The sequence below is a fragment of the Streptomyces koelreuteriae genome (assembly GCF_018604545.1).
Lineage (GTDB): Bacteria > Actinomycetota > Actinomycetes > Streptomycetales > Streptomycetaceae > Streptomyces > Streptomyces koelreuteriae.
Map to the genome: position 1 here is coordinate 131507 of NZ_CP075896.1, position 22703 is coordinate 154209.

23 protein-coding genes are annotated in these 22703 nt (G+C 71.1%); 4 read left to right on the forward strand and 19 right to left on the reverse strand.

Annotation, left to right across the window (positions count from 1 at the left end; translation table 11 throughout):
* Nucleotides 1-15: 15 nt before the first annotated feature.
* The 6 genes from KJK29_RS00590 to KJK29_RS00615 all read right to left on the reverse strand — a co-directional run bounded on the left by KJK29_RS00590 (nt 16) and on the right by KJK29_RS00615 (nt 5537).
* Entirely contained in the window at nt 16-861 is an 846-nt protein-coding gene (locus tag KJK29_RS00590; RefSeq protein WP_215116596.1) for a fumarylacetoacetate hydrolase family protein, read from the reverse strand.
* On the reverse strand, nt 854-1774 hold the full coding sequence (locus tag KJK29_RS00595; RefSeq protein WP_215116597.1) for a 3,4-dihydroxyphenylacetate 2,3-dioxygenase: 921 nt from the start codon (nt 1772-1774) through the stop codon (nt 854-856). The genes KJK29_RS00590 and KJK29_RS00595 overlap by 8 nt, the downstream gene beginning before the upstream one ends.
* Nucleotides 1767-3230 (reverse strand): aldehyde dehydrogenase, encoded by a 1464-nt coding sequence (locus tag KJK29_RS00600; RefSeq protein WP_215116598.1) that lies wholly within the window; start codon nt 3228-3230, stop codon nt 1767-1769. Before KJK29_RS00600 ends, KJK29_RS00595 begins: the two co-directional genes overlap by 8 nt.
* 96 nt (nt 3231-3326) lie before the next feature.
* Nucleotides 3327-4139, reverse strand: coding sequence for an acetoacetate decarboxylase family protein (locus KJK29_RS00605; protein ID WP_215116599.1), 813 nt, complete (start codon nt 4137-4139; stop codon nt 3327-3329).
* Nucleotides 4136-5347: an NAD(P)/FAD-dependent oxidoreductase gene (locus tag KJK29_RS00610; protein ID WP_215116600.1), complete on the reverse strand. Its 1212-nt coding sequence runs from the start codon at nt 5345-5347 to the stop codon at nt 4136-4138. The genes KJK29_RS00605 and KJK29_RS00610 overlap by 4 nt, the downstream gene beginning before the upstream one ends.
* 1 nt (nt 5348) lies before the next feature.
* Entirely contained in the window at nt 5349-5537 is a 189-nt protein-coding gene (locus KJK29_RS00615; protein WP_215116601.1) for a ferredoxin, read from the reverse strand.
* A gap of 337 nt (nt 5538-5874) precedes the next feature.
* On the opposite strand from KJK29_RS00615, the gene KJK29_RS00620 reads away from it, so the two are divergent.
* Both KJK29_RS00620 and KJK29_RS00625 read left to right on the forward strand, forming a co-directional pair.
* Nucleotides 5875-7224: a glutamine synthetase family protein gene (locus tag KJK29_RS00620; protein ID WP_215116602.1), complete on the forward strand. Its 1350-nt coding sequence runs from the start codon at nt 5875-5877 to the stop codon at nt 7222-7224.
* 17 nt (nt 7225-7241) lie between these two features.
* Nucleotides 7242-8528, forward strand: coding sequence for a cytochrome P450 (locus tag KJK29_RS00625; protein ID WP_215116603.1), 1287 nt, complete (start codon nt 7242-7244; stop codon nt 8526-8528).
* 30 nt (nt 8529-8558) lie between these two features.
* Here KJK29_RS00625 and KJK29_RS00630 read toward each other — a convergent pair whose 3' ends face one another.
* From KJK29_RS00630 to KJK29_RS00650, 5 genes are read right to left on the reverse strand one after another with little or no spacing between them, the layout of a single operon-like run.
* Nucleotides 8559-9386, reverse strand: a complete 828-nt coding sequence (locus KJK29_RS00630) for an alpha/beta fold hydrolase (protein WP_215116604.1) — start codon at nt 9384-9386, stop codon at nt 8559-8561.
* Nucleotides 9383-10561, reverse strand: a complete 1179-nt coding sequence (locus KJK29_RS00635) for an aminotransferase class I/II-fold pyridoxal phosphate-dependent enzyme (RefSeq protein WP_215116605.1) — start codon at nt 10559-10561, stop codon at nt 9383-9385. Before KJK29_RS00635 ends, KJK29_RS00630 begins: the two co-directional genes overlap by 4 nt.
* Before the next feature lie 5 nt (nt 10562-10566).
* Complete coding sequence (locus KJK29_RS00640) at nt 10567-11187, reverse strand: RraA family protein (RefSeq protein WP_215116606.1); 621 nt, start codon at nt 11185-11187, stop codon at nt 10567-10569.
* Nucleotides 11184-11849: an RraA family protein gene (locus KJK29_RS00645; protein WP_215116607.1), complete on the reverse strand. Its 666-nt coding sequence runs from the start codon at nt 11847-11849 to the stop codon at nt 11184-11186. Before KJK29_RS00645 ends, KJK29_RS00640 begins: the two co-directional genes overlap by 4 nt.
* A complete protein-coding gene (locus KJK29_RS00650; protein ID WP_215116608.1) occupies nt 11846-12511 on the reverse strand; it encodes an RraA family protein in 666 nt (221 codons plus the stop codon). Before KJK29_RS00650 ends, KJK29_RS00645 begins: the two co-directional genes overlap by 4 nt.
* 73 nt (nt 12512-12584) lie before the next feature.
* On the opposite strand from KJK29_RS00650, the gene KJK29_RS00655 reads away from it, so the two are divergent.
* Nucleotides 12585-13469, forward strand: coding sequence for a LysR substrate-binding domain-containing protein (locus KJK29_RS00655; RefSeq protein WP_215116609.1), 885 nt, complete (start codon nt 12585-12587; stop codon nt 13467-13469).
* Between the two features lie 135 nt (nt 13470-13604).
* On the opposite strand, the gene KJK29_RS00660 is transcribed toward KJK29_RS00655, so the two are convergent.
* Nucleotides 13605-14390 carry a hypothetical protein gene (locus KJK29_RS00660; RefSeq protein ID WP_215116610.1) on the reverse strand — a complete coding sequence of 262 codons (786 nt, stop codon included), beginning with the start codon at nt 14388-14390 and terminating at the stop codon, nt 13605-13607.
* Nucleotides 14391-14539: 149 nt separating this feature from the next.
* Here KJK29_RS00660 and KJK29_RS00665 point away from each other — a divergent pair, with 149 nt between their 5' ends.
* Nucleotides 14540-15451, forward strand: a complete 912-nt coding sequence (locus KJK29_RS00665; RefSeq protein ID WP_215116611.1) for a helix-turn-helix domain-containing protein — start codon at nt 14540-14542, stop codon at nt 15449-15451.
* Nucleotides 15452-15492: 41 nt separating this feature from the next.
* Here KJK29_RS00665 and KJK29_RS00670 read toward each other — a convergent pair whose 3' ends face one another.
* The 7 genes from KJK29_RS00670 to KJK29_RS00700 form a co-directional block, all read right to left on the reverse strand.
* On the reverse strand, nt 15493-16590 hold the full coding sequence (locus tag KJK29_RS00670) for a magnesium and cobalt transport protein CorA (protein WP_215116612.1): 1098 nt from the start codon (nt 16588-16590) through the stop codon (nt 15493-15495).
* A 103-nt stretch (nt 16591-16693) separates the two neighbouring features.
* Nucleotides 16694-17719, reverse strand: coding sequence for a magnesium and cobalt transport protein CorA (locus KJK29_RS00675; RefSeq protein WP_215116613.1), 1026 nt, complete (start codon nt 17717-17719; stop codon nt 16694-16696).
* 207 nt (nt 17720-17926) lie between these two features.
* Entirely contained in the window at nt 17927-19270 is a 1344-nt protein-coding gene (lysA, locus tag KJK29_RS00680; RefSeq protein WP_215116614.1) for a diaminopimelate decarboxylase, read from the reverse strand.
* Nucleotides 19267-19677, reverse strand: a complete 411-nt coding sequence (locus KJK29_RS00685) for an SAV_915 family protein (protein ID WP_215116615.1) — start codon at nt 19675-19677, stop codon at nt 19267-19269. Before KJK29_RS00685 ends, lysA begins: the two co-directional genes overlap by 4 nt.
* A 75-nt stretch (nt 19678-19752) precedes the next feature.
* Complete coding sequence (locus tag KJK29_RS00690) at nt 19753-20646, reverse strand: ABC transporter ATP-binding protein (RefSeq protein WP_251057661.1); 894 nt, start codon at nt 20644-20646, stop codon at nt 19753-19755.
* A complete protein-coding gene (locus KJK29_RS00695) occupies nt 20643-21617 on the reverse strand; it encodes a FecCD family ABC transporter permease (RefSeq protein ID WP_215116616.1) in 975 nt (324 codons plus the stop codon). Before KJK29_RS00695 ends, KJK29_RS00690 begins: the two co-directional genes overlap by 4 nt.
* Before the next feature lie 56 nt (nt 21618-21673).
* Nucleotides 21674-22699, reverse strand: coding sequence for an ABC transporter substrate-binding protein (locus tag KJK29_RS00700; protein ID WP_215116617.1), 1026 nt, complete (start codon nt 22697-22699; stop codon nt 21674-21676).
* Nucleotides 22700-22703: the final 4 nt, after the last annotated feature.

Here is a 22703-nt window from a genome sequence, read left to right on the forward strand (position 1 = left end):
CGTCCGGTTCCCGCGTCAGCGACGCGGTGGCCGGATGCCACGGAACTCCCAGTCGCCGCCGAGCGCGGTCGACAGCACCTCCTCCGACTCGGTGGGCTGGGCACCCACGTCCGTGCGGACGGCGGTCGGCCCGGTCACGATGTGGTTGGTGAGCCGCCCGAGCCCTTCGACCTCCACCTCGACCACGTCTCCGGGCTGGACGGGACGCGAGTGGGCGGGGGTGCCGGACAGCAGGACGTCCCCGGGGTGGAGGGTGATGGTGCGGGCGATGTCGGCGACGAGGTAGTGCATGTCCCACGTCATCTCGTCGGTGGAACCGTCCTGCACGACCTCTCCGTTGACGTAGGTCCGCAGCCGCTTGCCGTGGAAGTCCCAGTCGGTGACGAGGCCGGGGCCGAGCGGGCAGAGGGTGTCGGAGCCCTTGACGCGGAGCATGGAGCCGGCGTCGGTGTCGCGGAAGTCGTGCAGCCCGTAGTCGTTGGCGACGGTGTAGCCGGCGATGTACTCCGCCGCCTCGGCCGGTGCGATGTTCCGCGCGGTCCGCCCGATGACGATGGCGACCTCGCCCTCGTAGTTGAGCCACTTGCAGCCCTCGGGCCGGACGATCGCGCCCTGGTGGGCGTTGAGGGAGGAGGTCGGCTTGTGGAAGTACGTGGGCGTGTCGGGCAAGCCGATCTGAAACTCGTCGACCCGGCTGCGGTGGTTGAGATGGACGGCGATGACCTTGGACGGTACGACCGGCGGAAGATGCCGGGCGTCCTCGGCCTTGACGCGGCGGCCGTCCCCGGCGACGAGTTCGTCACCGTCGACGGTGACCTGGACGGCGGCGCCGTCGAGGAGGATACGGCGGTACTCAGGCATGGGAGGTCTCCTGCGCGGGGGTGTGGTCTGCGGTCCAGCCGTCGGCCGGGCGGTCGAACCAGAGATGGACCTGGCCGGTGCCGACGGAGTTCTCGTACGCGCCGTACTGACGGGCCGGGGCGACGCAGGCCCGCTCGCCGAGGGCGCCGGCCAGCATCAGATAGTGGAAGAACTTCGCCTCGGGCTTGTACCGCCAGAACTCGTCCATGGTGTCGAGGACCTTGTCGTGGCGGCCCTCCTTGAACCAGGCGATCCGCTCGTAGTCGGCCTCGCGCGCTTCGGGCGTACGAATGTGGACGGGGTCGCTGGCCTCGTGGTCGCGCAGTTCGCGCAGCGGCCAGAAGGTGTGCGACAGGGCGCCGGAGGCGATGACCAGGACCCGTCGCCCCGGGGTGGCGGCGATCCCGTCGGCGAGCGCCCGACCGAGGCGCAGATGGTCCTCCATGTCGCCGGTCTGGCAGACGCCGATGGTGACCCACCGCTTGTCGGGCAGGCCCTCGCCCAGGTACTTCCAGAGGTTGAGGGTGGCGTAGTAGATCGGCAGGTAGGCGTCGTCGATGGGCGTGATCCAGGTGCCGTGCTTGTCGGCGAACGTGGCCACGTTGTGGGCGAGTTCGGGGTCGCCGGGGAAGTCGTACGGCATCCTGCACATGCCGCGCGGCAGCTCCTCGGAGGTGAACAGGCCCGCGCGCCGCTCCTGCGCGGTGACGACGAACTCGACGGTGGTCGCCCAGTGGGAGTCGAGGACGACCACGGTGTCGTAGTCGTCGCGTGCGAAGACGTCCCCGCGGAGCTGCCGAAGCCCGGTCACGAGGGTGATCTCCTTGCCCTCGTTGAGCTCCAGCCGGTCCGCCTCGGGCAGCACGATGGTGGGGACGTGGGCGAGCAGCCCGGCCCCGACGATCTCACCCATGATCCTGGTTCCATCCCTTCGGGGCGGTGACGGTGTTCTTCAGATCGCAGTAGAAGTCGAAGCTCCAGGTGCCGCCCTCCCGGCCGACACCGGACTGCCGGGAGCCGCCGAAGGGTGCCTGGAGGTCGCGTACGAAGAAGCAGTTGACCCAGACCGTGCCCGCGACGAGCCGGGCGGTGACCCGCTCGGCACGGTCGCGGTCGCCGGTGACGACGGTGGCTGCCAGCCCGAAGCGGGTGTCGTTGGCGAGCCGGACGGCCTCGTCCTCGCCCGCGAAGGTCTGGAGGGTCAGGACCGGCCCGAAGACCTCCTCCTGCACGATCTCGGAGTCCTGGGCGACATCGGTGAGCAGGGTCGGCGCGTAGTACTGCCCGTCCTTCCGGTGCCCGCCGATGACGGTCCGCGCCCCGGCCGCGACCGCCCGCCGCACGAACCCGTCGATCTTCTCCAGCTGACGGGGGTGAATGTTCGGCCCGATGTCGGTGGTCTCGTCCCGCGGGTCGCCCTGTTCCAGAGCCGTGGCCTTCTCGACGAAACGCCGAGTGAACTCTTCGGCGACCGTCTCCTCGACCAGCAGCCGGGTGCCCGCCAGACAGACCTGACCGGCGTTGTCGTACTGCTCCACGGCGAGGTCGACGGCCAGCTCGAGATCGGCGTCGGCGAACACCAACAGCGGTGATTTGCCGCCGAGTTCGAGGCTCAGGGGCGTCAGCTGCGCTGCGGCCGACTCCGCGATCCGCTTCGCGGTCGGCACGGACCCCGTGAAGCTGATCCGGCGCACGTCCGGATGCGAGGTCAGGGCATCCCCGATCTCCGAGCCGTACCCCTGCACGACATTCAGCACCCCGGCCGGCAACCCCGCCTCGGCCGCGATGTCGGCCAGCAGGGAAGCGGTCAGCGGAGACCACTCCGCCGGCTTGAGAACGACGGTGTTCCCCGCGGCGAGGGCGGGGGCGACCTTCCAGGTGGCCAGCATCAGGGGGGCGTTCCAGGGCGTGATCAACACGCAGGGACCTGCCGGGTCCCATGAGACGTGATTGGTGTGACCGCGCGTCTCGAAGTCCTCGTGGTCGAGCGACAGCAGCCAGTCGGCGAAGAAGCGGAAGTTGTGCGCGACGCGGGGTATCACACCCCTGCGGTGCGAGCGCAGAAGGGCGCCGTTGTCGGTCGTCTCGACGATCGCCAGCTCTTCGATCCGCTTCTCGACGCCGTCGGCTATGGCGTGGAGGAGGCGGGCACGTTCGGTTCGGGGGGTGGCGGCCCATTCCGGGAAGGCGTCCCGGGCGGCGGCGACCGCGGCTTCGGCCTCGGCGGGACCGCCCCGGGCTATCTCACCGAGGGCACTGCCGTCGATCGGAGAGTGGTCGGCGAAAGTGCCGGCGGAGGCGACGCGCTCACCGCCGATCCAGTGCCGGGTGTCGACGGAGACACCGGCGACAGTGATCTTGTCAGGCATGAGAAGAGTTCCCTTCAGAAGAGGGGCTGTGCACGTCCTCAGGGGCGCGGGGAACTGCGCGACCAGCCACAACGAACCCGCACCCACCCACAAACCTCACTCGGCAGACACCCCCGACGTACCGACCTCCAAGAGCCGCCCCCCATCCCAAACCACCCCCACCTGCCGGAAATACGCAGCGATCGGCTCACGCACCTCCAGCCGCGCCAACTCCTCCGTAGGCGCCTCGAACAACTCCAACTCCGCATCACCCAGCCACGGCTGCCCACCCTCGAACGAAGCCGCCCCGGACTCGATCAGCTCATCGAGAGCCAGCCCCTTCCCCGTCTCGATGGACGGCAGCCACCGGTGATGAGCCATGGGATGCGCATTGACGAAGCCGCCACTCTCAGAGGGCTCGCGCAGCGTCACCACGGCCTGAGCCAACCGCCGATCCGCCGCGGCCAATGTCGCCCCGAACCGCGCGCCCGCCTCGATCCGCGGCGCGGGCCCGTACGGATGCGGCCGCGTCTGATGGATGGACCCGAGCTTCTTCGGATACCCCTGGTGCAGCCCCCGCGCGATCGCGAAGTCCTTGTCGACCCAGATGTAGACGCACCGCGAGTAGGTCCGCCCGCGGAACCCGCACCGCACGACCGCGAACGCCTCCTTGTACTGCGCCCGCACAGGATCGAGCAGCTCCTCCCCCGCCCCCGAGCACGACTGCCAGTCCGCCCAGATCAGGGCGACGGCCCCCGGATCCTCATCGGCCAACTCCAATGGCTCGGGCAGCAGTTCACGCACCCGCGCGGGATCAGTGCGGTACTCGACCGTGAGCAGATCACCGGAGTAGCGCCACGGCGGCGCGGGAATCAGCGACGAGGCACCGCTCGCCGTCTTGGGCTGGAAGTAACCACGAACAACGGTCACTTGAGGGCTCCTTGCACAGTGAGGGCGGGCTGCTTCAGCAGCTCGGCGCGGTAACGGGCGGCACCCCGCGTGGCGGCCGGTGCGCCGAGCGCGACGACCCCGACCAGCAGTCCGTCGCGGTGGTAGCCGACCAGGACGTCCCCCGACGGATCGCCGTCGAGGACCCGGACGTCGCCGAGCCCCAGGACGGGCGCGCCGAAGGACTGGAGCCGGAAGTCGTGCTGGTCGCTCCAGAAGGTCGGCAACGGCGCGAAGGGCGTCAGGCCGGCCACGCCGCCGACCAACACTTTCGCGGCATGCTTGGCCGAGTCCGCCGGGACGGACCAGTGCTCGACCCTGCGCGGCACCCCGTCGTAGCGGGCATTGGGAAAGCGGGCGACATCGCCGACGGCCACGACTTCGGGCCGGCCGCCGACGCGCAGGTGTGCGTCGGTGAGCACACCGTCGTCCAGGTCGAGTCCGTTGCCGCCCAGCCACTCCGTATTGGCGACCGAGCCGACGGACTCCACCACCACATCGGCGTCCAGCACGGAGCCGTCGCCCAGGACGACACCGGTGACGCGGTCCTGCCCCTCGAACCCGGCGACAGCCGCGCCGAGCACGAAACGCACCCCCCGTTCCTCGTGCCGTCGCAAGAGCGCGCGGGCGAGCAGCTCGCCGAGCGGCCCGACCATCGGCAGGGGCAGCGGCTCGACCACCGTCACCTCGGCCGCGCCCAGTCCGACGGCCGTCGCGGCGACCTCGCAGCCGATGAATCCCGCCCCGACCACGACCACCCGCACCCCGGGCCGGGTGAGTTCGCCCCGCAGGGCCTGGGCGTCGTCGATCGTGCGGACGGTGTGGCGACCGGCGGCAGGCCCGGGGCAGCGCAGCCGCCGGGGCCGCATGCCGGTGGCGATGACCAGACCGTCGTAGGAGAGCTCCGAGCCGTCGTCCAGCTCGACGGTTCGCTCGGCGAGCCGGGCCGCGACCGCCTTCGTGCCCAGCCGCCACTCCACGTCCGCGACGGACGCCTTCGGAGTGAAGGCCAGAGACGCGAAGTCCGCCTTGCCCGCGAGGACCTCCTTGGACAGCGGGGGCCGGTTGTACGGCGGGTGCGGCTCGTCGCCGATCACCGTGATGCCGCCGGTCCAGCCGGCGGTGCGTAGCTGCTCGGCCGCGCGCAGGCCGCCCAGGGAGGCGCCGGCCACGACGATGCGCCCGCTCATGTCAGTCCTCGATCCGGATGGCCTGGAGCGGGCAGACGTCCGCGGCCTCCTCGACCTCGTCGCGCAGCGCGTCGTCGGGGTCGGGGACGTACGCCAGGCGGCCGGTGTCGTCCATGTGGAAGACGTCGGGGGCCGCGAAGACGCACTGGCCGTGGTCCTGGCACTTGTTCATGTCGACGACGACCTTCATGGCCGGTCCTCCTGAATGTGAGGGCGTCGAAGGGGGAAAGGGGGCCCGGCCGGAAGGGGCCGGGCCCCGGCCAACGGGGTGCGGTGAGCCGCGTCCCGAACTCGTTTGGCTTCAAACAAGGTAGGCAGGGGCAGGGGTCTGGTCAATAGCTATCCGGATGGATAAATTCTTGCCCCCGCCCCCTTGCGGCACCCCTCGCCCAGCCCTACCGTTTGGCATCAAACAAGCACCGGGTGGTCCCTGGCTCCGCCGCGCCCGGCCTGCTCGCTCTCCCGCCACCCGCCTCCCCGGCCCTCGTGTCCCGGAGGTGTCCCGACGTCCGCCCGAGGAGACAACGGTGAGCGCTCACGACCTTGAAGAAGTCCGCCGCCACATGGAGCGGCTCGCCGCCGACGGCATCGATGTGGTCCGGGTGACCTATCCCGACCTCATCGGCACCGACCGGGCGCGTGATGTGCTGCTCGAGGAGCTGCCCCGGGCCTGCGCGCACGGTCTCGCGTTCTGCCGGGCCGTCTACCACACCAGTCCGCAGGGCGATGTGGTGCCGGTCAGCGGCGGGCTGGACGCGGGGCTGCCGGACATCTGCGTACGGCCGGACCTCGGCACGCTGGCGCCCCTGCCCTGGGAGCCGGGGGTGGCCGTCTGTCTGGGCGAGGTCGTCGACCCGGCGACCGGCGCGCCCGCCCCGGAGTCGCCCCGCGACCTGCTGCGCGCCGTCCTCGCCCGGTGTGCCGAGCACGGGCTGCGGCCGGTGGTCGGGCCCGAGCTGGAGTACTTCCTGTGCGATCCGGACCCGTCCGGCGGCTGGCGCCGCTACGCACCCGACCCGGGCGTCGTCTACACCGCCGGGCTGCGCGCCGACCCCGACAACCACCTGCTGCGCACCCTGCGCCACGTACGCGATCTGAGGATCGGTGCGATCAGCGGCAACCACGAGTTCGACGGCGGCCAGATCGAGATCAACCTGGCGCACTCCGACGCCCTCTCGGCCGCCGACCGGTCCTTCCGCTTCAAGGCAGCGATCAAGGAACTGGCCCGCAAGGAGGGCCGACTGGCCACCTTCATGGCCAAGCCCTTCAACGACGCGGGCGGCTCCGGCTTCCACCTGCACCTCTCCGGTGAGGACGACCAGGGCGGCAACACGTTCGACGACCCGTCGGGCCCGTACGGTCTGTCCGCCGTCGCCCGGCACGCCGTGGCCGGTGTCCTCGCCCACGCGCCCGCCCTGGCCGCACTGCTCAACCCCACCGTCAACTCGTACAAGCGCTTCGGCCCGGACACCCTCGCGCCCTGGCTGATCGACTGGGGGCTGGACAACCGCAGCGCCATGGTGCGCATCCCGCCCGAGCGCGGCTCCGGTGCCCGGCTCGAACTACGGCTGGGCGACGCGAGCGCCAACCCCTATCTGGCGATCGCCGCCACCACGGCCGCCGCCCTGCTGGGCATCCTGGCCGGCGAGGAGCCGCCCGCCCCGCTGGAGGGCTACGGCTACGACACCGCCCGGTCCGCCGTCCTGCCGCAGACCCTGTCCGCCGCGCTGGACGCGCTGGAGGCGGACACCGCCCTGACCGATCTGCTCGGCAAGGGCTTCACCACGTCCTTCCTCTCCTACAAGCGCGACGAGGTCGAACGCTTCCACCGGCACGTCACCGACTGGGAGTTCACCGAGTACGCCTACCACCTGTGACGCCTTGGAGCTGTTCGATGACCACCGAGATCCCGACCGACGCCCTGCGCGAGCCGCTGCCCCTGGCCGATGTGAACCTCGCCGACCTGGACCGGTTCACGGACGGTGTCACGCCCTGGCGGATGTTCCACACCCTGCGCCACGAGGACCCGGTGCACTGGCAGCCCGAGGAGGCGCCCAACTCCGGTTTCTGGGCGGTGACCCGGCACCAGGACATCGTCCGGGTCGACCGCGACCCGGAGACGTTCACCTCCACGAGGTTCGTCAACCTGGAGGAGGTCGACGACGACCAGATCAAGAAGCGCGCCTCGATCCTCGAACTGGACGGGGTCCGGCACCGGGCGCTGCGCAGTCTGATCCAGCGGCAGTTCGGCGCGAACGTGATCAGCGGCTACACCGACTTCCTGCGCGGACTGACGGCACGGACCCTCGACGCCGCCCTCGCCAAGGGCCGCTTCGACTTCGTCGAGGACGTCTCGGCGGACTTCCCGATCAACGTCCTGGCCCGGCTGCTGGACGTGCCCCCGGAGGACAACCAGCGGCTGATCGACTGGGGCAACCGCATCATCGGCCACACCGACCCCGACTACGCGGACGTCCTGCTGCACAGCGAGGAGAGCGAGCGGTACCGCGATCTGCCCTTCCGCTCCCCCGCCTCGCTGGAGGTCTTCGAGTACGGCCGGGAGCTGGCGCGGCGGCGACGGGGCGGCGACGGCACGGATCTGGTCTCCCGGCTGGTCAACACCATGCCCCGGGACGGTGTGCCGCTCTCCCCGCAGGACTTCGACAACTACTTCCTGCTGCTGGTCGTCGCCGGCAACGAGACCACCCGGCACACCATCTCCCACTCCATGCTGGCCCTCATCCAGCACCCCGAGCAGCTGGCCCGCCTCCAGGAGGACCCCTCGCTGATCCCGGTCGCGGTGGAGGAGTTCCTGCGCTGGGCCTCCCCCGTCTACCACTTCCGCCGCACCGCCACGCGCGATGTCGAACTGGGCGGCAGGCTGGTCAGGGAGGGCGACAAGGTCGTGATGTGGTTCGCCTCCGGCAACCGCGACGAGGACGTCTTCGGCGATCCGTACGCCTTCGACGTCACACGCGCCGACAACGACCACGTCACCTTCGGCAAGGGCAGCCCCCATCTGTGCCTGGGCAATCTCCTCGCGCGCACCGAGATCCGCATCATGTTCGAGGAGCTGATCCCCCGCCTCGCGGACATCCGTCTGGCCGGTGACGTGCCGCGGGTGCGCTCCAATTTCGTCAACGGCATCAAGAAGCTTCCGGTGGAGGTCAGCCTGGCCTGACTCCGCGGGAAGACGCGCCGCCCGCGAGGATCAGGCACCGGCCTCCGCGCGCGCGACGAGGCCGGTGATCCGGGCCCACATCTGTGGCGGGTTGGAGTACATCGGGAAGTGGGCGCTGTGGCTGATCTCGGCGAGTTCCACGCCGCCTTCGGCCAGCTTCGGGAGGTACGACAGGGAGTCGTTCTGCTCGCCGTACATGAACATCCTCGGCAGGGGGAGCCCGAGGAAGCGGTCGAGCAGGTTGCCGTGGTCGGAGAGGTCGACCATGGACTCGAAGATCGCTCGGACCGCTCCGGACCTGACCTTGTACGGAAGGCTCGCCGCGTACAGGCCACCGGAGTAGAAGCGGGAGCCGGCGACGCGTTCGGCGAAGCGGGTCAGGAACGCGTCGGGGTCGTCGTCGGCGTGGGTGACGATCTGCCGGCTGAGGAAGCAGTCCTCGGGGGCGACATTGCCCTCGATGCTGACGAGGCTCGCGACCCTGCCGGGGTCGCGGTCGGCGAGCAGGAGTGCGGTCAGGCCGCCCATCGAGTGTCCGACGAGATGGAAGCGGTCGATCTGTTGGGCGCGCAGCACCCGCTCGGCGACCGTGACCAGGAACGGGACGGACACGGCGTCGAGGTCCGAGCAGGTGGTGCCGCCGCAGCCGGGGGCGTCGTAGGCGAGGACGGGGCGGCCGGCGAGTTGTTCCTGCTGGATGACGTCGGCGTAGTCCTCCTTGGTCGAGCCGAAGCCGTGGAGGAACACCAGGGGTGTGCCGGTTCCGTCGCGGCGCAGGCCCGCCACTTCGACACGGGTCCCGTCGACGGTGAGGGGGAGCGTGAAGGGTTCGAGTTTGCTGACGGTGTCGGGGCTCAACGTGCCTCCTCCAGTTGCTGGTTGTCGGCCTCGGGTACGGGGCTCAGCGCGGTTCTCAGGCGGTCGATCGCGGTGATCAGCGTGTCGTCGTCGACGGCGAAGCACAGGCGGATCCGGCCCGGGGCGTCGAACGCCTCGCCGGGTACGACCGCGACGTGGGCGGTGTCGAGGAGCCATGCGGCGAGGTCGGCGCCGCTGCTCCAGCCGTGGTCGTTCAGGAGCGCGCTGACGTCGGGGAAGGCGAACATGCCGCCGTCGGGCAGCGGGCAGTCGATGCCGTCGATCCGGTTGAGCGCCTCGACGAGCATCGTGCGCCGGCGCCGGTAGTCCTGGGCGGCCTCGGCGGGGGTGCCGTGGTCGTCGAGGGCGGCGAGCGCGGCGCGCTGGTTGACCGTGGGGACGTGGGTGATGGTGCGGGAGACGTGGAGGCGCGCTGCGGCGATGATCTCCGGGGGTGCCGCGAGCCAGCCGACGCGCCAGCCCGTCATGGCGTGTTCCTTGGACACTCCGCCGACGACGACGGTACGGTCGCGCAGGCTCGGAGCCACGCGCAGGATCGGCCGGTAGGTCCCGGTGTGGTCGAACGCCCGGTAGATGTCGTCGCTGATGACCCAGACGCCGTGCCGCTGGGCCCAGTCCGCGATCTGCCGCAGCCGGGGCTCGGGATGGACGGCGCCGGTGGGGTTGCCCGGGCTGGAGAGAATCAGTGCGCGGGTGCGGGGCGTGCGGCAGCGGTCGAGGGCTTCTGCCGAGAGGCGGAACTCGCTGTCGGCGGTGACCGGCACGGCGATGCCGCCGGCAGCGGTGACGACCTCCGTGTGCCCGGGCCAGCCGGGCGCCGCGACCAGGACCTCGTCCCCGGCGCCGACGAGCGCCTGGAGGGCGAGGAAGAGGGCGTGCTTCGCGCCGAGGGCGATCTGCACGTCGTCGGCGCTCCAGGCCGCTTCGGTGTCGTCGGTGAGGCTCGCGGCGACGAGCGCGCGGAGGGCGGGATCTCCCTGCGCCGGTCCGTAGTGGTGGGCGACGGGATCGCGCACCGCGGCCACGGCGGCTTCCACGACCACGGCACTGGTGGCCGCCTGGGGCTCCCCGGCAGCGAGGGTGATGACGTCCGCGCCCCGGGCCCGGAGGGCCTCGGCCCTCGCGGCCACGGCGAAGATCGGGTTGTCGGTCATCCGTGTCACCGCCCTGCTGCTTCGAAGTCGTACAGTTCGAGCGTGCTGCGGCCTTCCCGCAGCCGCGCCATCAGCTCCGTCTCGTGCGCCACCCGGGCATCGGCGCGGTCGAGGATCCGCCCGGCCTCGGCGGCGGGAAGGGCAACGACGCCGTCGACGTCGCCGACGACGAGATCGCCGGTGCCGACCGTGATGCCGCCGACGGTGACCCGTCGCCCGAACACGCCGCGGAAGTCCTTGCGGGTGCCGAGGATGGCGTTGCTGCGCGAGAACACCGGGAAGCCGAGGGCCTCGATCTCCGCGGCGTCCCGGGCGCCGCCGTCGATGAGCAGGCCGGTGATCCCACGGTGCAGGGCGGCCACCGTGAGGACCTCGCCCCAGTGGCCGAAGCGGGCCCCGCCGAGGTCGGCCACCAGTACGGATCCGGGCGGGGCCTGGAGGACGGCGTGGTGCAGGGCGAGGTTGTCGCCTCCGGCTCCCTGCACGGTGAACGCCGGGCCGCACAGCCGGGCGCCGGTCCAGAGCGGTCGCAGCTCCGGGGTGAGGGCGATGCCGAGTCGGGACGCCTCCAGCAGCGTCGCGCTGGAGTGCCCGCGGGCGGGGTCGTCCGTGACGCTGTCGCTCACGACGGGTCCTTCCGGGTCTGCAGGGAGTGGTAGCCGTGCCGGGTGCGCGCTTCGGCGAGCGTCGCCCCGTCGCGGACGGCCCGGACGATGGCCTCTTCGACCTGGTCGATGCGCCGGGCGAGCTCGGCGACCTCGTCCCAGCGGGCGGCCGGGACGACCACGGCTCCGTCGTCGTCGGCGACGAGGATGTCTCCGGGGCGGATGAGGACCTGGTCGATCGTCACGGCCCTCTGGACCGCGGCCACCCGGACCCGGTCCTTGCCCGTCCGCATGAACCGGGAGACCGACCAGATCGGGTAGCCGACGTCGGTCGCCACGGCGACGTCACGGCAGGTGCCGTGGATGACCGTGCCCGCGATGCCCCGCTCGTGGGCGGTCTCGCTCATGATGCCGCCCCACACCGTGCAGTCGGTGCGGCCGGCGTTGTCGATCAGGATCACGGAGCCGGTGGGGACGTCGTCGAGGAAGTCACCGACGGTGCCGCCGGTCTCGTCGACGGGTTCGTAGGTCACGGTGAAGACCGGCCCCGCGGTTCGCTGCCCCTGGCGCAGGGCGCCGATGCCGTGGAGGGAGCCGGGCAGGCCGAGGGAGTCGAGGGCGTCGGAGACGGACGCGGTGGACAGGTCGGCGGCAAGGGGCGCAGGGGAGGAAGCGGTGGTCATCGGGCGGCCTCCCGCTCTCCGGCGAGGCGGTTGTCGTGCATGGCGTGGGAGAGGCGGGCGCCCGCGCGGACCTCGTCCGCGATCGCGCGCTCCCGGGCCACGATCGCGGTGGCGATCCCGGCCACCTCCTCGGCCCGCTCTCGCGGTACGACGGCGAGACCGGTCTCGTCGGCGACCACGACATCGCCCTGCTCGACCGTGAGCCCGGCGATCTCGACCGGCTCGCCGGTGGCACGCTGGCGCAGCCTGCCCCGCGCCGTCGCGGGGACCGCACCGCGCGAGAACACCGGGAAGCCCAGCTCGCGGGCCTCCGCGACATCGCGGCAGACGCCGTCCGCCACGACACCTCGAACCCCGCGCCGGGCCGCGCCCAGGCTCAGGATGCCGCCCCAGCAGGACACGTCGGTACGGCCCTGGTTGTCGACGACGATCACGCTCTGCTCGTCCGCGGTCTCGATGGCCGTCGTGGCGATGTGGGCTCCGGCCGGACGACCGGAACGCGGTTCCAGGCCGACGGTGACGGCGAACCCGACGACGGCCGTGGTGCCCCACACCGGACGGATGCCGCCGACGCCGGCGGGAAGTCCGAGCTGGTCGAGCGCGTCGCTGACCGCGGCGGAGTCGAGCGCCGCGTACCGATCGAGGAGGGATGAGTTGCTCATGCCTCCACTTCAACAGCGTGCGGCTATATTCGGAAGGTCTGATTCCCTATCTCAGTGAGAGGCTGCGCGAATCATGGTCGAGATCCGCCAGGCGCGGTACTTCGTCGCGGTGGCCGAGGAACTCCACTTCGGCCGGGCGGCGGAGCGGCTCCGGATGTCCCAGCCGCCGCTGTCCCAGGCGATCAAGCAGCTCGAACGGCAGCTGGGTTTCGCGCTGTTGCACCGCACCCAGCGGTCGGTGGCCCTCAGCGAGGCCGGCGCCGTGTTCCTGGAGCAGTGCCGCGCGTTGATCCGCCAGGCCGAGGAGGCCGAGATCGCCGCCCGGCACGCGGCCACCGGGCGTGGCGGGCGGCTGAGCCTGGGCGCGGTCGCCTCGGCCTTCTCCTGGCCGCTGCCGCTGGTGCTGGAGCGATTCCACGAGGACGCGCCGGACATCGAGATCCGCACCCAGGAGATCGACACGCACGAGGCCGCGGCGGGGCTCCTCGACCGCACACTCGACTGGGCCATCGTGCGCCAGACCGCCCCGGTACGGGGCACCACGGCGACCTCGCTCTTCGTCGACCGTTTCGTCGCGGCCCTCCCGGCCGGCCATCCCGCCGCCGCCGACGGCGACCCGCTGGATCTGGCGGACCTCGCGGGTGACACCTGGGTGTGGCTGAACCGCCACATCTCACCCGACTACCACGACGCCATGGCCACGATGTGCCGCACGGCCGGGTTCAGCCCCGTCCCCACCCACTGGGCACGGTCGGTGACCTCGCAGATCGCCATGGTCGAATGCGGCCTCGGCGTCACCGTCGTACCCGCCGCGGCGTCCGGTGCGCACCCGGCCGTGCGCTTCAGACCGCTGCGTCATGGAACGGCGACCATCGAACTCACCGTCATGACACGCTCCGCACCAGGAGCTCTGGCGGAGCGCCTCACGAAGCTCGCGACGCGACTGACCGCGACGTGATGCGACACACCTGACGCGCCTTCAAAGGGACGTCACGAGCGCCTGGTTCCCCCTGGAGGGGGAATCTGCACTGCGCGGCGGCAGGCGTCTCACCCAGGCCCCTACGGCGCCTGCCCCCGTGTCCGATGCAGCGGGTCAGGATCCGTCGCATTGGGGTGAGTCCTGCGCCGACACGTTCCATTCCTCCGAGCTCACCAGGTTGGGCCGCCTTGACGGCACCCAGGCGTCCATACGGGCCAGGGCACCGCCGCTGTGACGGATCCAGGCCTTGCTCTCGGGGTCCATGAACTCCAGCCGGAGCTGGGCCAGGTCCCCTTCCGCCAGACTCACCGACGGCTGCTCCACGGCCATGGAGTGGAGCAGTGCCTTGTTCTGGACGGCGATCTGCTTGCAGGGCTGGAGGAGGTCCAGGTCCCAGCTCACCTTGTTCGCCGGGAGCGTGAGCCGCATCGTCATGACGCGGGAGCTTCCGTTCACCACGATCACCCCCGAGCCCATCCGGTAGAAGTCGACGAGGTTCGCGTACGCCTTCTCCCGGTCCTCCTTCGACCGGAGCTCCTCCGCCGCCGCCCGCTGCTCCGCCTTCTCGGCGCGCTGGTCCTCCCTGCCGGCGTACAGCTCGGCCCGGATACCGAGAACCAGCCCGACCAGTGCCGCCACCACCGTGACGGCGCCGACCGCGAACCGTCCCAGATCCAGCGCGGTGACGCGGTACGGGCCAGCACCGGACTCCTCGGAGGCGTCCGGGTCCACGGCTGGTGCGGGCTCCTCCAGCGAGGGCGCGGGCGGGTTCTGTGCTGCGACGGGCCCCGCCCCGGGCGAGGACACGTTCTCCGGCGTGCCGCTGCCGTCACCGCCCCCGGAGACCCCCGCACCTCCCTCGGACTCCGACGGACTCGCTGCGCCTTCGTTCTGGACCATGCGGCAAGAATGACGCAACTCCCCTGCCTGGGAGGCTTATTGCGACATAAGGCCAAGGGGTGGGACACGTTGGTCCGGTCGGCGTTCTCGCGGGATGTCGCGCTGAGACACTTGAGTCTCCAGCGGCTGGAAGGTCCAGGATCTTGCTCATGGACGACGAACGCCCCGATGTGCTCACGATCGGCCGGCTGGCGCGGCGTACCGGGGTTCCGGTGCGTACCTTGCGCTTCTGGTCGGATGAGGGAGCGGTGCCGCCTGTGGCGCGGTCCGTGAGTGGTTACCGGCTGTACGACGGCGAGTCCGTGGCCCGTGTCGAGTTGGTGCGCACGCTGCGGGAGTTGGGGCTCGGGCTCGACGACGTGTGCCGTGTCCTGAGCGGCCGTAGCACGGTCGCCGAGGTCGCCGACGCGCATGTGGCCGCGCTCGACGTGCAGATCCGCTCGCTCAAGGTGAGCCGGGCCGTTCTGTCCACCGTGGCGAAACGGAGTTCGACCGCTGAGGAGACAGCACTGATGAACCGGTTGGCGCGGCTCTCCGCCGCCGAACGCAAGCAGATCATCGACGAGTTCAAGGAGGAGGTGTTCAGCGGACTAGATGTCGAGCCGCCCGTGCGCGACCGCCTGAGCACCCTGAGCATCGAATTGCCCGACGATCCCACACCTGAGCAGGTCGACGCCTGGATCGAACTGGCCGAACTGGTGCGGGACCCCGGCTTTCGCGCCCGGTTGCGCACCTGGATGGAGCTCAACACGCCCGCTCCGGGGCAGGGTCGTCCCCCAGGGGCGTCCATCTGGTGGGCCAGGCAGGTCGTGCGGACCGTGGCCGAGGTCAGAGAGCGCGGGGTCGCCCCGGAGGGGCCGGCAGCGGCCGAGGTGCTGTCCGAGCTGTTCGGTGACGCCGATCGGGGCGCCGTGCTGCGCAGTCTGGAGGCCGGGATCGAGGCAGAGGCGGAGCGCTACCGCGGGCTCGTCGCCCGGGTGCGCGGGCAGGCTTCATCGCCCGACGCGACCGAGGAACTGGAGTGGCTGGCGCGGGCCCTGCGCGCCGCGGATCAGACCTGACCGGCCGTCCAGCGGCGCCGGCGGCGGGTCCACCGCTGCGGCTACAGCCAGCCGTTGCGCTTGAAGCCGCGGTGGATGACGAAGCAGGCGGTGGCGATGACGGCGAGGACGAGGGGGTAGCCGAAGCGCCAGCGCAGTTCGGGCATGTGGTCGAAGTTCATGCCGTAGACGCCGCACACCATGGTGGGTACGGCGATGATCGCGGCCCAGGCGGTGATCTTGCGCATGTCCTCGTTCTGGGCGACGGTGACCTGCGCGAGGTGGGCCTGGAGGATGGAGTCGAGCAGGGCGTCGAAAGAGTTGATCTGGTCGGTGACGCGGGTGAGGTGGTCGGCGACGTCCCGGAAGTAGGCCTGTATCTCCTGGTCGAGGCAGCCTCGGGGCTCGGTGGCGAGCCGGTCCAGGGGGCGGGCGAGCGGGACGACGGCCCGCTTCAGTTCGAGGAGTTCCCGCTTGAGCTGGTAGATGCGGCCGGCGTCGGCGTTGCGGGGACTGCGCGGGGAGAAGACGTCGGTCTCGACCTGGTCGATGTCGTTCTGCACGGCGTCGGCGACCGTGACGTAGTCGTCGACGACATGGTCGGCGATGGCGTGCAGCACGGCGGAGGGGCCGTGGGCCAGCTGCCGCGGGTCGGCTTCGAGGTCCTCGCGCAGGGGACCGAGGGAGCCATGGCGGCCATGGCGGACTGTGACGACGAAGTCGGGGCCGGTGAAGACCATGATCTCGCCCGTGTTGACGACCTCGCTGGTGGAGGTCAGCTCGGCGTGCTCGACATACGTGACGGTCTTGAAGACGGCGAAGAGGACATCGCCGTACTGCTCGACCTTGGGCCGCTGATGGGCGTGGACGGCGTCCTCGACGGCGAGGGGGTGCAGGCCGAACAGTTCCGCGACACCGGCGATCTCCTCCTCGCCCGGTTCGTGCAGGCCCAGCCAGACGAAGCTGCCCCGGTGCTTGCGGACCTGCCGGACGGCTTCCTCCACCGAGTCCGTGCCCGGCCCGCGAAGGCCGTCGCGGTAGACGACGCAGTTGACCACCGTCGAGCCGAGCGGCGAGCGGGCCGGGTGGCTGAGGTCCACGCGGCGGCGAGCGCGCCGCGCCAGATTCGCGACTTTGCGCAGGTTGCCGACCATGGACATGCGTGCTTCTCCTTCACCAGACCGCTTCACCGGGACCGCTTCACCGGCCGCTTCACCGAACCGTCGGATCCGGACAGTGTGCCAAAGAGCGAGACGGCCGCTGTCAGAGCCAGCGCTTCTTGCGGAAGACCAGGTAGACAAGGGTGACCAGGGCCGCTGTGGTGATCAGCATGGCCGGGTAGCCGAACAGCCATCCCAGCTCGGGCATGTGGGCGAAGTTCATGCCGTAGACGGCCGCGATCGCGACGGGGATGGCGATCAGGGCGGCGGCCGCGCTGATGCGCCGCACGTCGTGGTTCTGCTGGACGCTCGTCTGCGCGAGGGCCATGGTCAGGGCGTTGTCGACGAGCTCGGTGAGCACGGTGACCCGTTCGGCGGCCTGGGCGAGGTGGTCGGCGACGTCACGGAAGTACGCGGCCAGCTCCCGGTCCACGCCGGGGACGCGGCGCTCGGCGAGATCGCCCAGGGGCTGGGCCAGTGGCGCGACGGTGCGGCGCAGTTCGAGGAGCTCGCGTTTGAGCTGGTAGACGCGGCCGACGTCGTGTCTGGCGTCCGGGGAGAAGGCGTCGAATTCGACCTGGTCGGCGTCCGCCTCCAGCGCGGCGACGACATCGAGGTACTGGTCGACGACCGAGTCCGCGATCGCGTGCAGCACCGCGACGGGTCCGTGGGCCAGGCGCTCGGGGTCGGCTTCCAGGGCGGTGCGGACACCGCTCAGGTGCCGGGCGGGGTCATGGCGTACGACGACGATGAAGTCGCGGCCGACGAAGGCCATGATCTCGCCGGTGCCGACGATGTCGGTGGTGGGCGTCAGCTCCTCGTGTTCCAGGTAGACCGCGGTGCGCAGGACGAGGAAGAGGGTGTCGTCGTAGCGCTCCAGCTTGGGGCGCTGGTGGGCGTTGAGGGCGTCCTCGACGGCGAGCGAGTGCAGGCCGAAGGCCCGGGCGACGATCTGGAGCTGTCCGGCGGTCGGGGCGTGCAGGCCGATCCAGACGAATCCGCCGGGGCTGGTGCGGGTGACGTCCATGGCCTCGTCCAGCGGGAGGTGTCCGGGCCTGCGGCGCCCGTGCTCGTACAGGGCGCAGTCGACGACGGGGATCTCCTGCCGGGGCGTGTCGTGGGCCGTCATGGCTCACCTCCTCGCGGGACGCGGGTGCCGCGCGCGCCGCGATTACCACGATGGCATGGAAGCGCGGCAGCGTCATGGGACGCGTGGAGCGTGATGCGGCCACGGGCAGTACGTCCCCGTCCGGTGTCATGGGGGCTTTCTGGAACACCTCCGGGCGAGGGCCGGGCCAAGGCTCGCCCGGAGGTGGTGTGCGGGGGACGCGGCGGGCTACAGGCCCACGTCCCGGCTGCGGATGTCGTCCAGGGACTCGCGGCGTACGAGGAGCCGGGCGCGGCCGTCGCGCACGGCGGCCACGGGCGGGCGGCCGACCAGGTTGTAGCCGCTCGCCATCGACAGGTGGTAGGCGCCCGCGACGGGGACGGCGAGGAGGTCCCCGGGGCGTACGTCGTCGGGCAGCGGGACGTCGGCGGCGATCACGTCACCGGCCTCGCAGTGCCGGCCGACGACGGTCACCAGGGCCGGGGACGCGCTGCCGCGGCGGCCGATCAGGCGCGGCGCGTACCGCACCCCGTACAGCGCCGGCCGGGGGTTGTCGCTCATGCCGCCGTCGACGGCCACGAAGGTGTGGCCTCCGGTGCGCTTGACGGACAGGACGTGATACAGCGCGATGCCGGCGGGGCCGGCGATGGCCCGGCCGGGCTCGATGATCAGGCGCGGCACGGTGAGGCCGGCCGACGCGCACGCCTCGGTCAGCTCCGCGCGGACCTTGCGGGCCAGGGTGGTGAGGTCGAGGGCCTCGTCGCCGGGGCGGTAGGCGATGCCGTGGCCGCCGCCGAGGTCGATCTCCGGCAGGACCAGTCCGTGCTGCTCGTACAGCCGGGCCATCAGCCCCACCATGCGGCGTACGGCGGAGAGGTAGGGCTTGACGCTGGTGATCTGTGAGCCCAGGTGGCAGTGCAGACCGGTCAGTTCGAGCTGGGGCTGGTCGAGTATGCGGGCGATGGCGTGCTGGGCGTAGCCGTCGGAGATCGACAGGCCGAACTTCTGGTCCTCCGTGCCGGTGCGGATCTTGGCGTGGCCGCCTGCGCTGATGCCGGGCACGACGCGGACCATGACCTTCTGGTGGCCGTCGGGTCCGACCGCCGCCGCCAGCCGGGCGATCTCGGAGGGGCTGTCGATCACGATCCGTCCGACGCCGAGGCGCAGGGCGGTGTCCAGGTCGCGCGGGGACTTGGCGTTGCCGTGCAGGACGATCTTCTCGGGCGGGAAGCCCGTGGTGACGGCGAGTTCCAGCTCACCGGCGGAGCAGACGTCCAGGCCCAGGCCTTCCTCCTCCATCCAGTGGACCATGGCCCGGCACAGGAACGCCTTGGCGGCGTAGAGGACTTCGGTGTCGGGGAAGGCTGTCCGGTAGGTGCGGCAGCGTTCGCGGACCTCGCCCTCGTCCAGGACGTAGACGGGGGTGCCGAAGCGGTCCGCTATCTCCGCGAGCGGTACGCCACCGACGGTCAGGTCCCCCGCACGGGGCTCGGTGGTGGAGGCGGGCCACACCGACAGGTCGGCGGCGGTGGTGGCAGCGGTGGTGACCGCGGGTTCGTGGACGGTCGTCATCGGGTGATCCCCTCTCCTGCGATCAGCAGCGCCAGTGCCGGGACGAGTGCGGAGGCCTCCTGGAGCGGCGCCGTGGACTTCCCCGGTCCGCAGGCGGCGGATCGGGGGGCGGTCCGTGCGGGCGCCGGTGCGCACAGCTGGGGGTCGACCGTGAGGGCGGTGACGCCGAGCGGTGCGGTCAGTGCGCGCAGCGCGGGCTCGGCGAGCCTGATCCACGCCTGGTCGGGGCCGAGCGTCTCGGCCAGTGCGCGTCGGGACGTGAATCCGACGGTGGTGCGCTCACCGAGCGGTGTGCGGAAGAGACGGGCCACGCACCCGTCTGGTCCCGGCCGGACGGGCACGAACAGGAGTCCGGCCGGGAGACGATCGGAAGGCTCCGGGTCTTCGCCGGGCAAGAGTTCTGGCATGGGACGCCTCCTGGAAGGGACCGGCCGGCTGACAACCCCCGGTGCGGGGGTGCGTGCCGGTGCTCTCCAGTGACGCTATGCCCGGGCCCCCAGGTCCTTTGACCCTTCATGACGGGACGCTGACGGCTGCCGGGCCGATGCTGACGGATCTTTGACGCGAGGGGCCGGGGCCTCGGAGTACGCCGTCCCGGGCGGCTCCGGGGCGAGCGGCTGGGCCGCGTACGTGATACGGACGACGCCGTCCTCGTGCCGCTCCGTCCTGCCCCGTACGCCGAAGACGCCACGCAGGACGTCCGGCGTCAGGACATCCAGTACGGGTCCGGCCGCCACCACCTCGCCCTCGTGAAGCACCACGAGGTGGTCGCAGAGCCGGGCGGCGAGGTCGAGGTCGTGGAGGACAGCCAGGGTGGTGATGCCGGTGCTGCGGATCAGGTCCAGGAGTTCGAAACGGGCGCGGATGTCGAGGTGGTTGGTGAGTTCGTCCAGGACCAGCAGATGCGGGCGCTGGGCGAGGGCGCGGGCCAGGAGGACGCGTTGGCGTTCGCCGCCGGAGAGGGTGGCGTAGTCGCGGTCCGCGAAGGGTGCGACGCCGCAGCGGTCGACGGCCTCCGCCACGGCCCGGCGGTCCTCGGCGCCGTCCCGGCCCATGAGGCCGTGGTGGGGGGTCCGGCCCAGGGCGACGATCTCGGTCACGGTCAGGCCGGTGCTGGTGCCGGCGTCCTGCAGTACGGCTGCCGTGCGGCGGGCGGCGGTGCGCGCGGACAGCGCCCAGACGTCGTCGTCGCCCACTCTGACGACGCCGTCGGCCGGGCGCAGTGAGCGGTAGACCGTGCGGAGCAGGGTGGACTTGCCGCTGCCGTTGGGGCCCACGAGCCCGACGATGTCGCCCTTGGCGGCCTCCAGGTTCACCTCGCGGAGGATCGGCCGGCGGTCCAGGGTGATGTGGAGGTTGTCCACGGTCAGTTTCATACGGTGTCCAGGCCCTTGTTGCGGCGCAGCAGCCACAGGAAGAAGGGGGCGCCGAGCAGGGCGGTGAGGATGCCCAGCGGCAGTTCGTTGGGGCGGTTGACGGTCCGGGAGAGCAGGTCCACGACGACCAGGTAGACGGCTCCGAGGAGCGCGGTCAGGGGCAGCAGCCTGCGGTGGTCGGCGCCCACGGTGAGGCGGACCAGGTGGGGGATCATCAGGCCGACGAAGCCGATGCCGCCCGCGACGGCGATGACGGTGCCGGTGAGCAGGGCGCTGATGACCAGCAGGACGGCGCGCAGCCGGTTGACGTCCACGCCGAGCGCGGTGGCGGACTCGTCGCCGGCCAGCAGGGCGTTGAGCCGCCGTCCGAACAGGGTCAGTACGAGGGTGCTCGTCAGGACCACGACCGTGACGGTGGGCAGTTGGTCCCACTGGGCTCCGGCGACGCTGCCCAGCATCCAGAACATCACCGTCCGCAACTCGGTTGGGGTGGCCATCAGTTGGACGAAGCTGGTCAGCGACAGCAGGACGTAGCCGACCGCGACTCCGGCCAGGACCAGTCGGGTGGGGGCCAGTCGGCCCCGTCGTTGTCCCAGGGCGAAGACCAGGGCCCCGGCAGCCAGGGCGCCGACGAACGCGGCCCCCGACACCCCGAGACCGGCCAGCCCGCCGAGGGCGACACCGCCGAGGGTGATGACCAGAACGGCCCCGAGCGAGGCTCCGTAGGAGAAGCCCAGGACGATCGGGTCGGCGAGCGGGTTGGAGACCAGGGTCTGCAGGACCGCCCCGGCGACGGCCAGGCCCGCGCCGACCAGGGCGGCCAGGGCGACGCGGGGAGCCCGGAAGCTCCAGACGATCTGGTCGGTCGCCGGGTCGGCGGTGGCGCCCTGCCCGGTGATGTGGTGCAGGAGGATCCGCCATACGTCGGTCACCGGGACGGTGACCGCTCCGATGCTCACCGCCACCACCATGACGGCGACGAGGACGACCAGCAGGACACCGACGGCGAGCGACAGCCGCAGGCCGTTCAGACCTTGTCGGGGTGCAGCATCCCGGCGATCTTCTCCACGGCCAGGTCGTTGCTCGGGCCGAGGTACATCGAGTCCGACAGCGCCACGTACTTCTTGTTCTTCGCGGCCGGCCACTGGGGGAACTCCTTCAGCAGTTTCTTGGCGTAGGCCGCCGGATCGGGGTCGTTGTAGCCGATGACGACGAGGGCGTCGACGTCGGTGGCGGCCACCTTCTCCTTGCTCAGGTCGGCGAAGGAGGTCTTGGAGGCGTTCTCGAAGGCGTTGGAGCCGCCGGCCTGGGCGAGGATGTCGTTGTAGATGCCCTTGGCGACGACCGAGCTGAAGTCGTTGCCGCCCATGGCCATGTTGGAGAACAGGACCATGACCTTGGGCTTCTTCTCGCCCTTCACCTTGGCGGAGACGCCGGCGATGTTCTCCTCCGAGGCCGCGATCAGCTTCTCCGCGCGCTCACTCCTGCCGAAGATCTTGCCCATGTCGCGCAGCAGCGTGTAGCTGTCCGCGATGGTCATCTTGGAGGTGTCCTGGTCGCAGCCCTGCGGGGAGACGTAGCTGTTGGCTCCGACCTGCTCCAGCTGCTCGCGGGTGGCGAAGCCGTTCTTCTCGTCGAAGCCGTAGGAGGTCGTGGAGAGCACCAGGTCGGGGCGCAGGCCGATCATCGCCTCGCGCGGGATGTCGTAGGCGTCGTTGAGTTTGACGTCGCCGTTCGGGAGCGCCTTGATCGCCTTGGCGCGGCCGGGGACCTCGGACATGCCGTAGCTCTGCTGGTTGGCGACGATCTTGTCGCCGAGGCCCAGGGCGAGCAGGGTGGAGACCTCGGCGACCGAGGCTCCGTTCATGAGGACGACGCGTTCGGGCGTCTTGGTGAACTTCTCCGGCACCCCGCAGTTGTCGAGGGTCACGGGGTAGCCGGGCGCGGCGGCCTTGGACGCCTTTCCCTGGTCCGTCGAGGAGCCGGCGCATGCCGTGGTGATGAGGCAGAGGGCGCCGGCCAGGGCTACGGCGACCGGCCGTTTCGTCGACATGCTT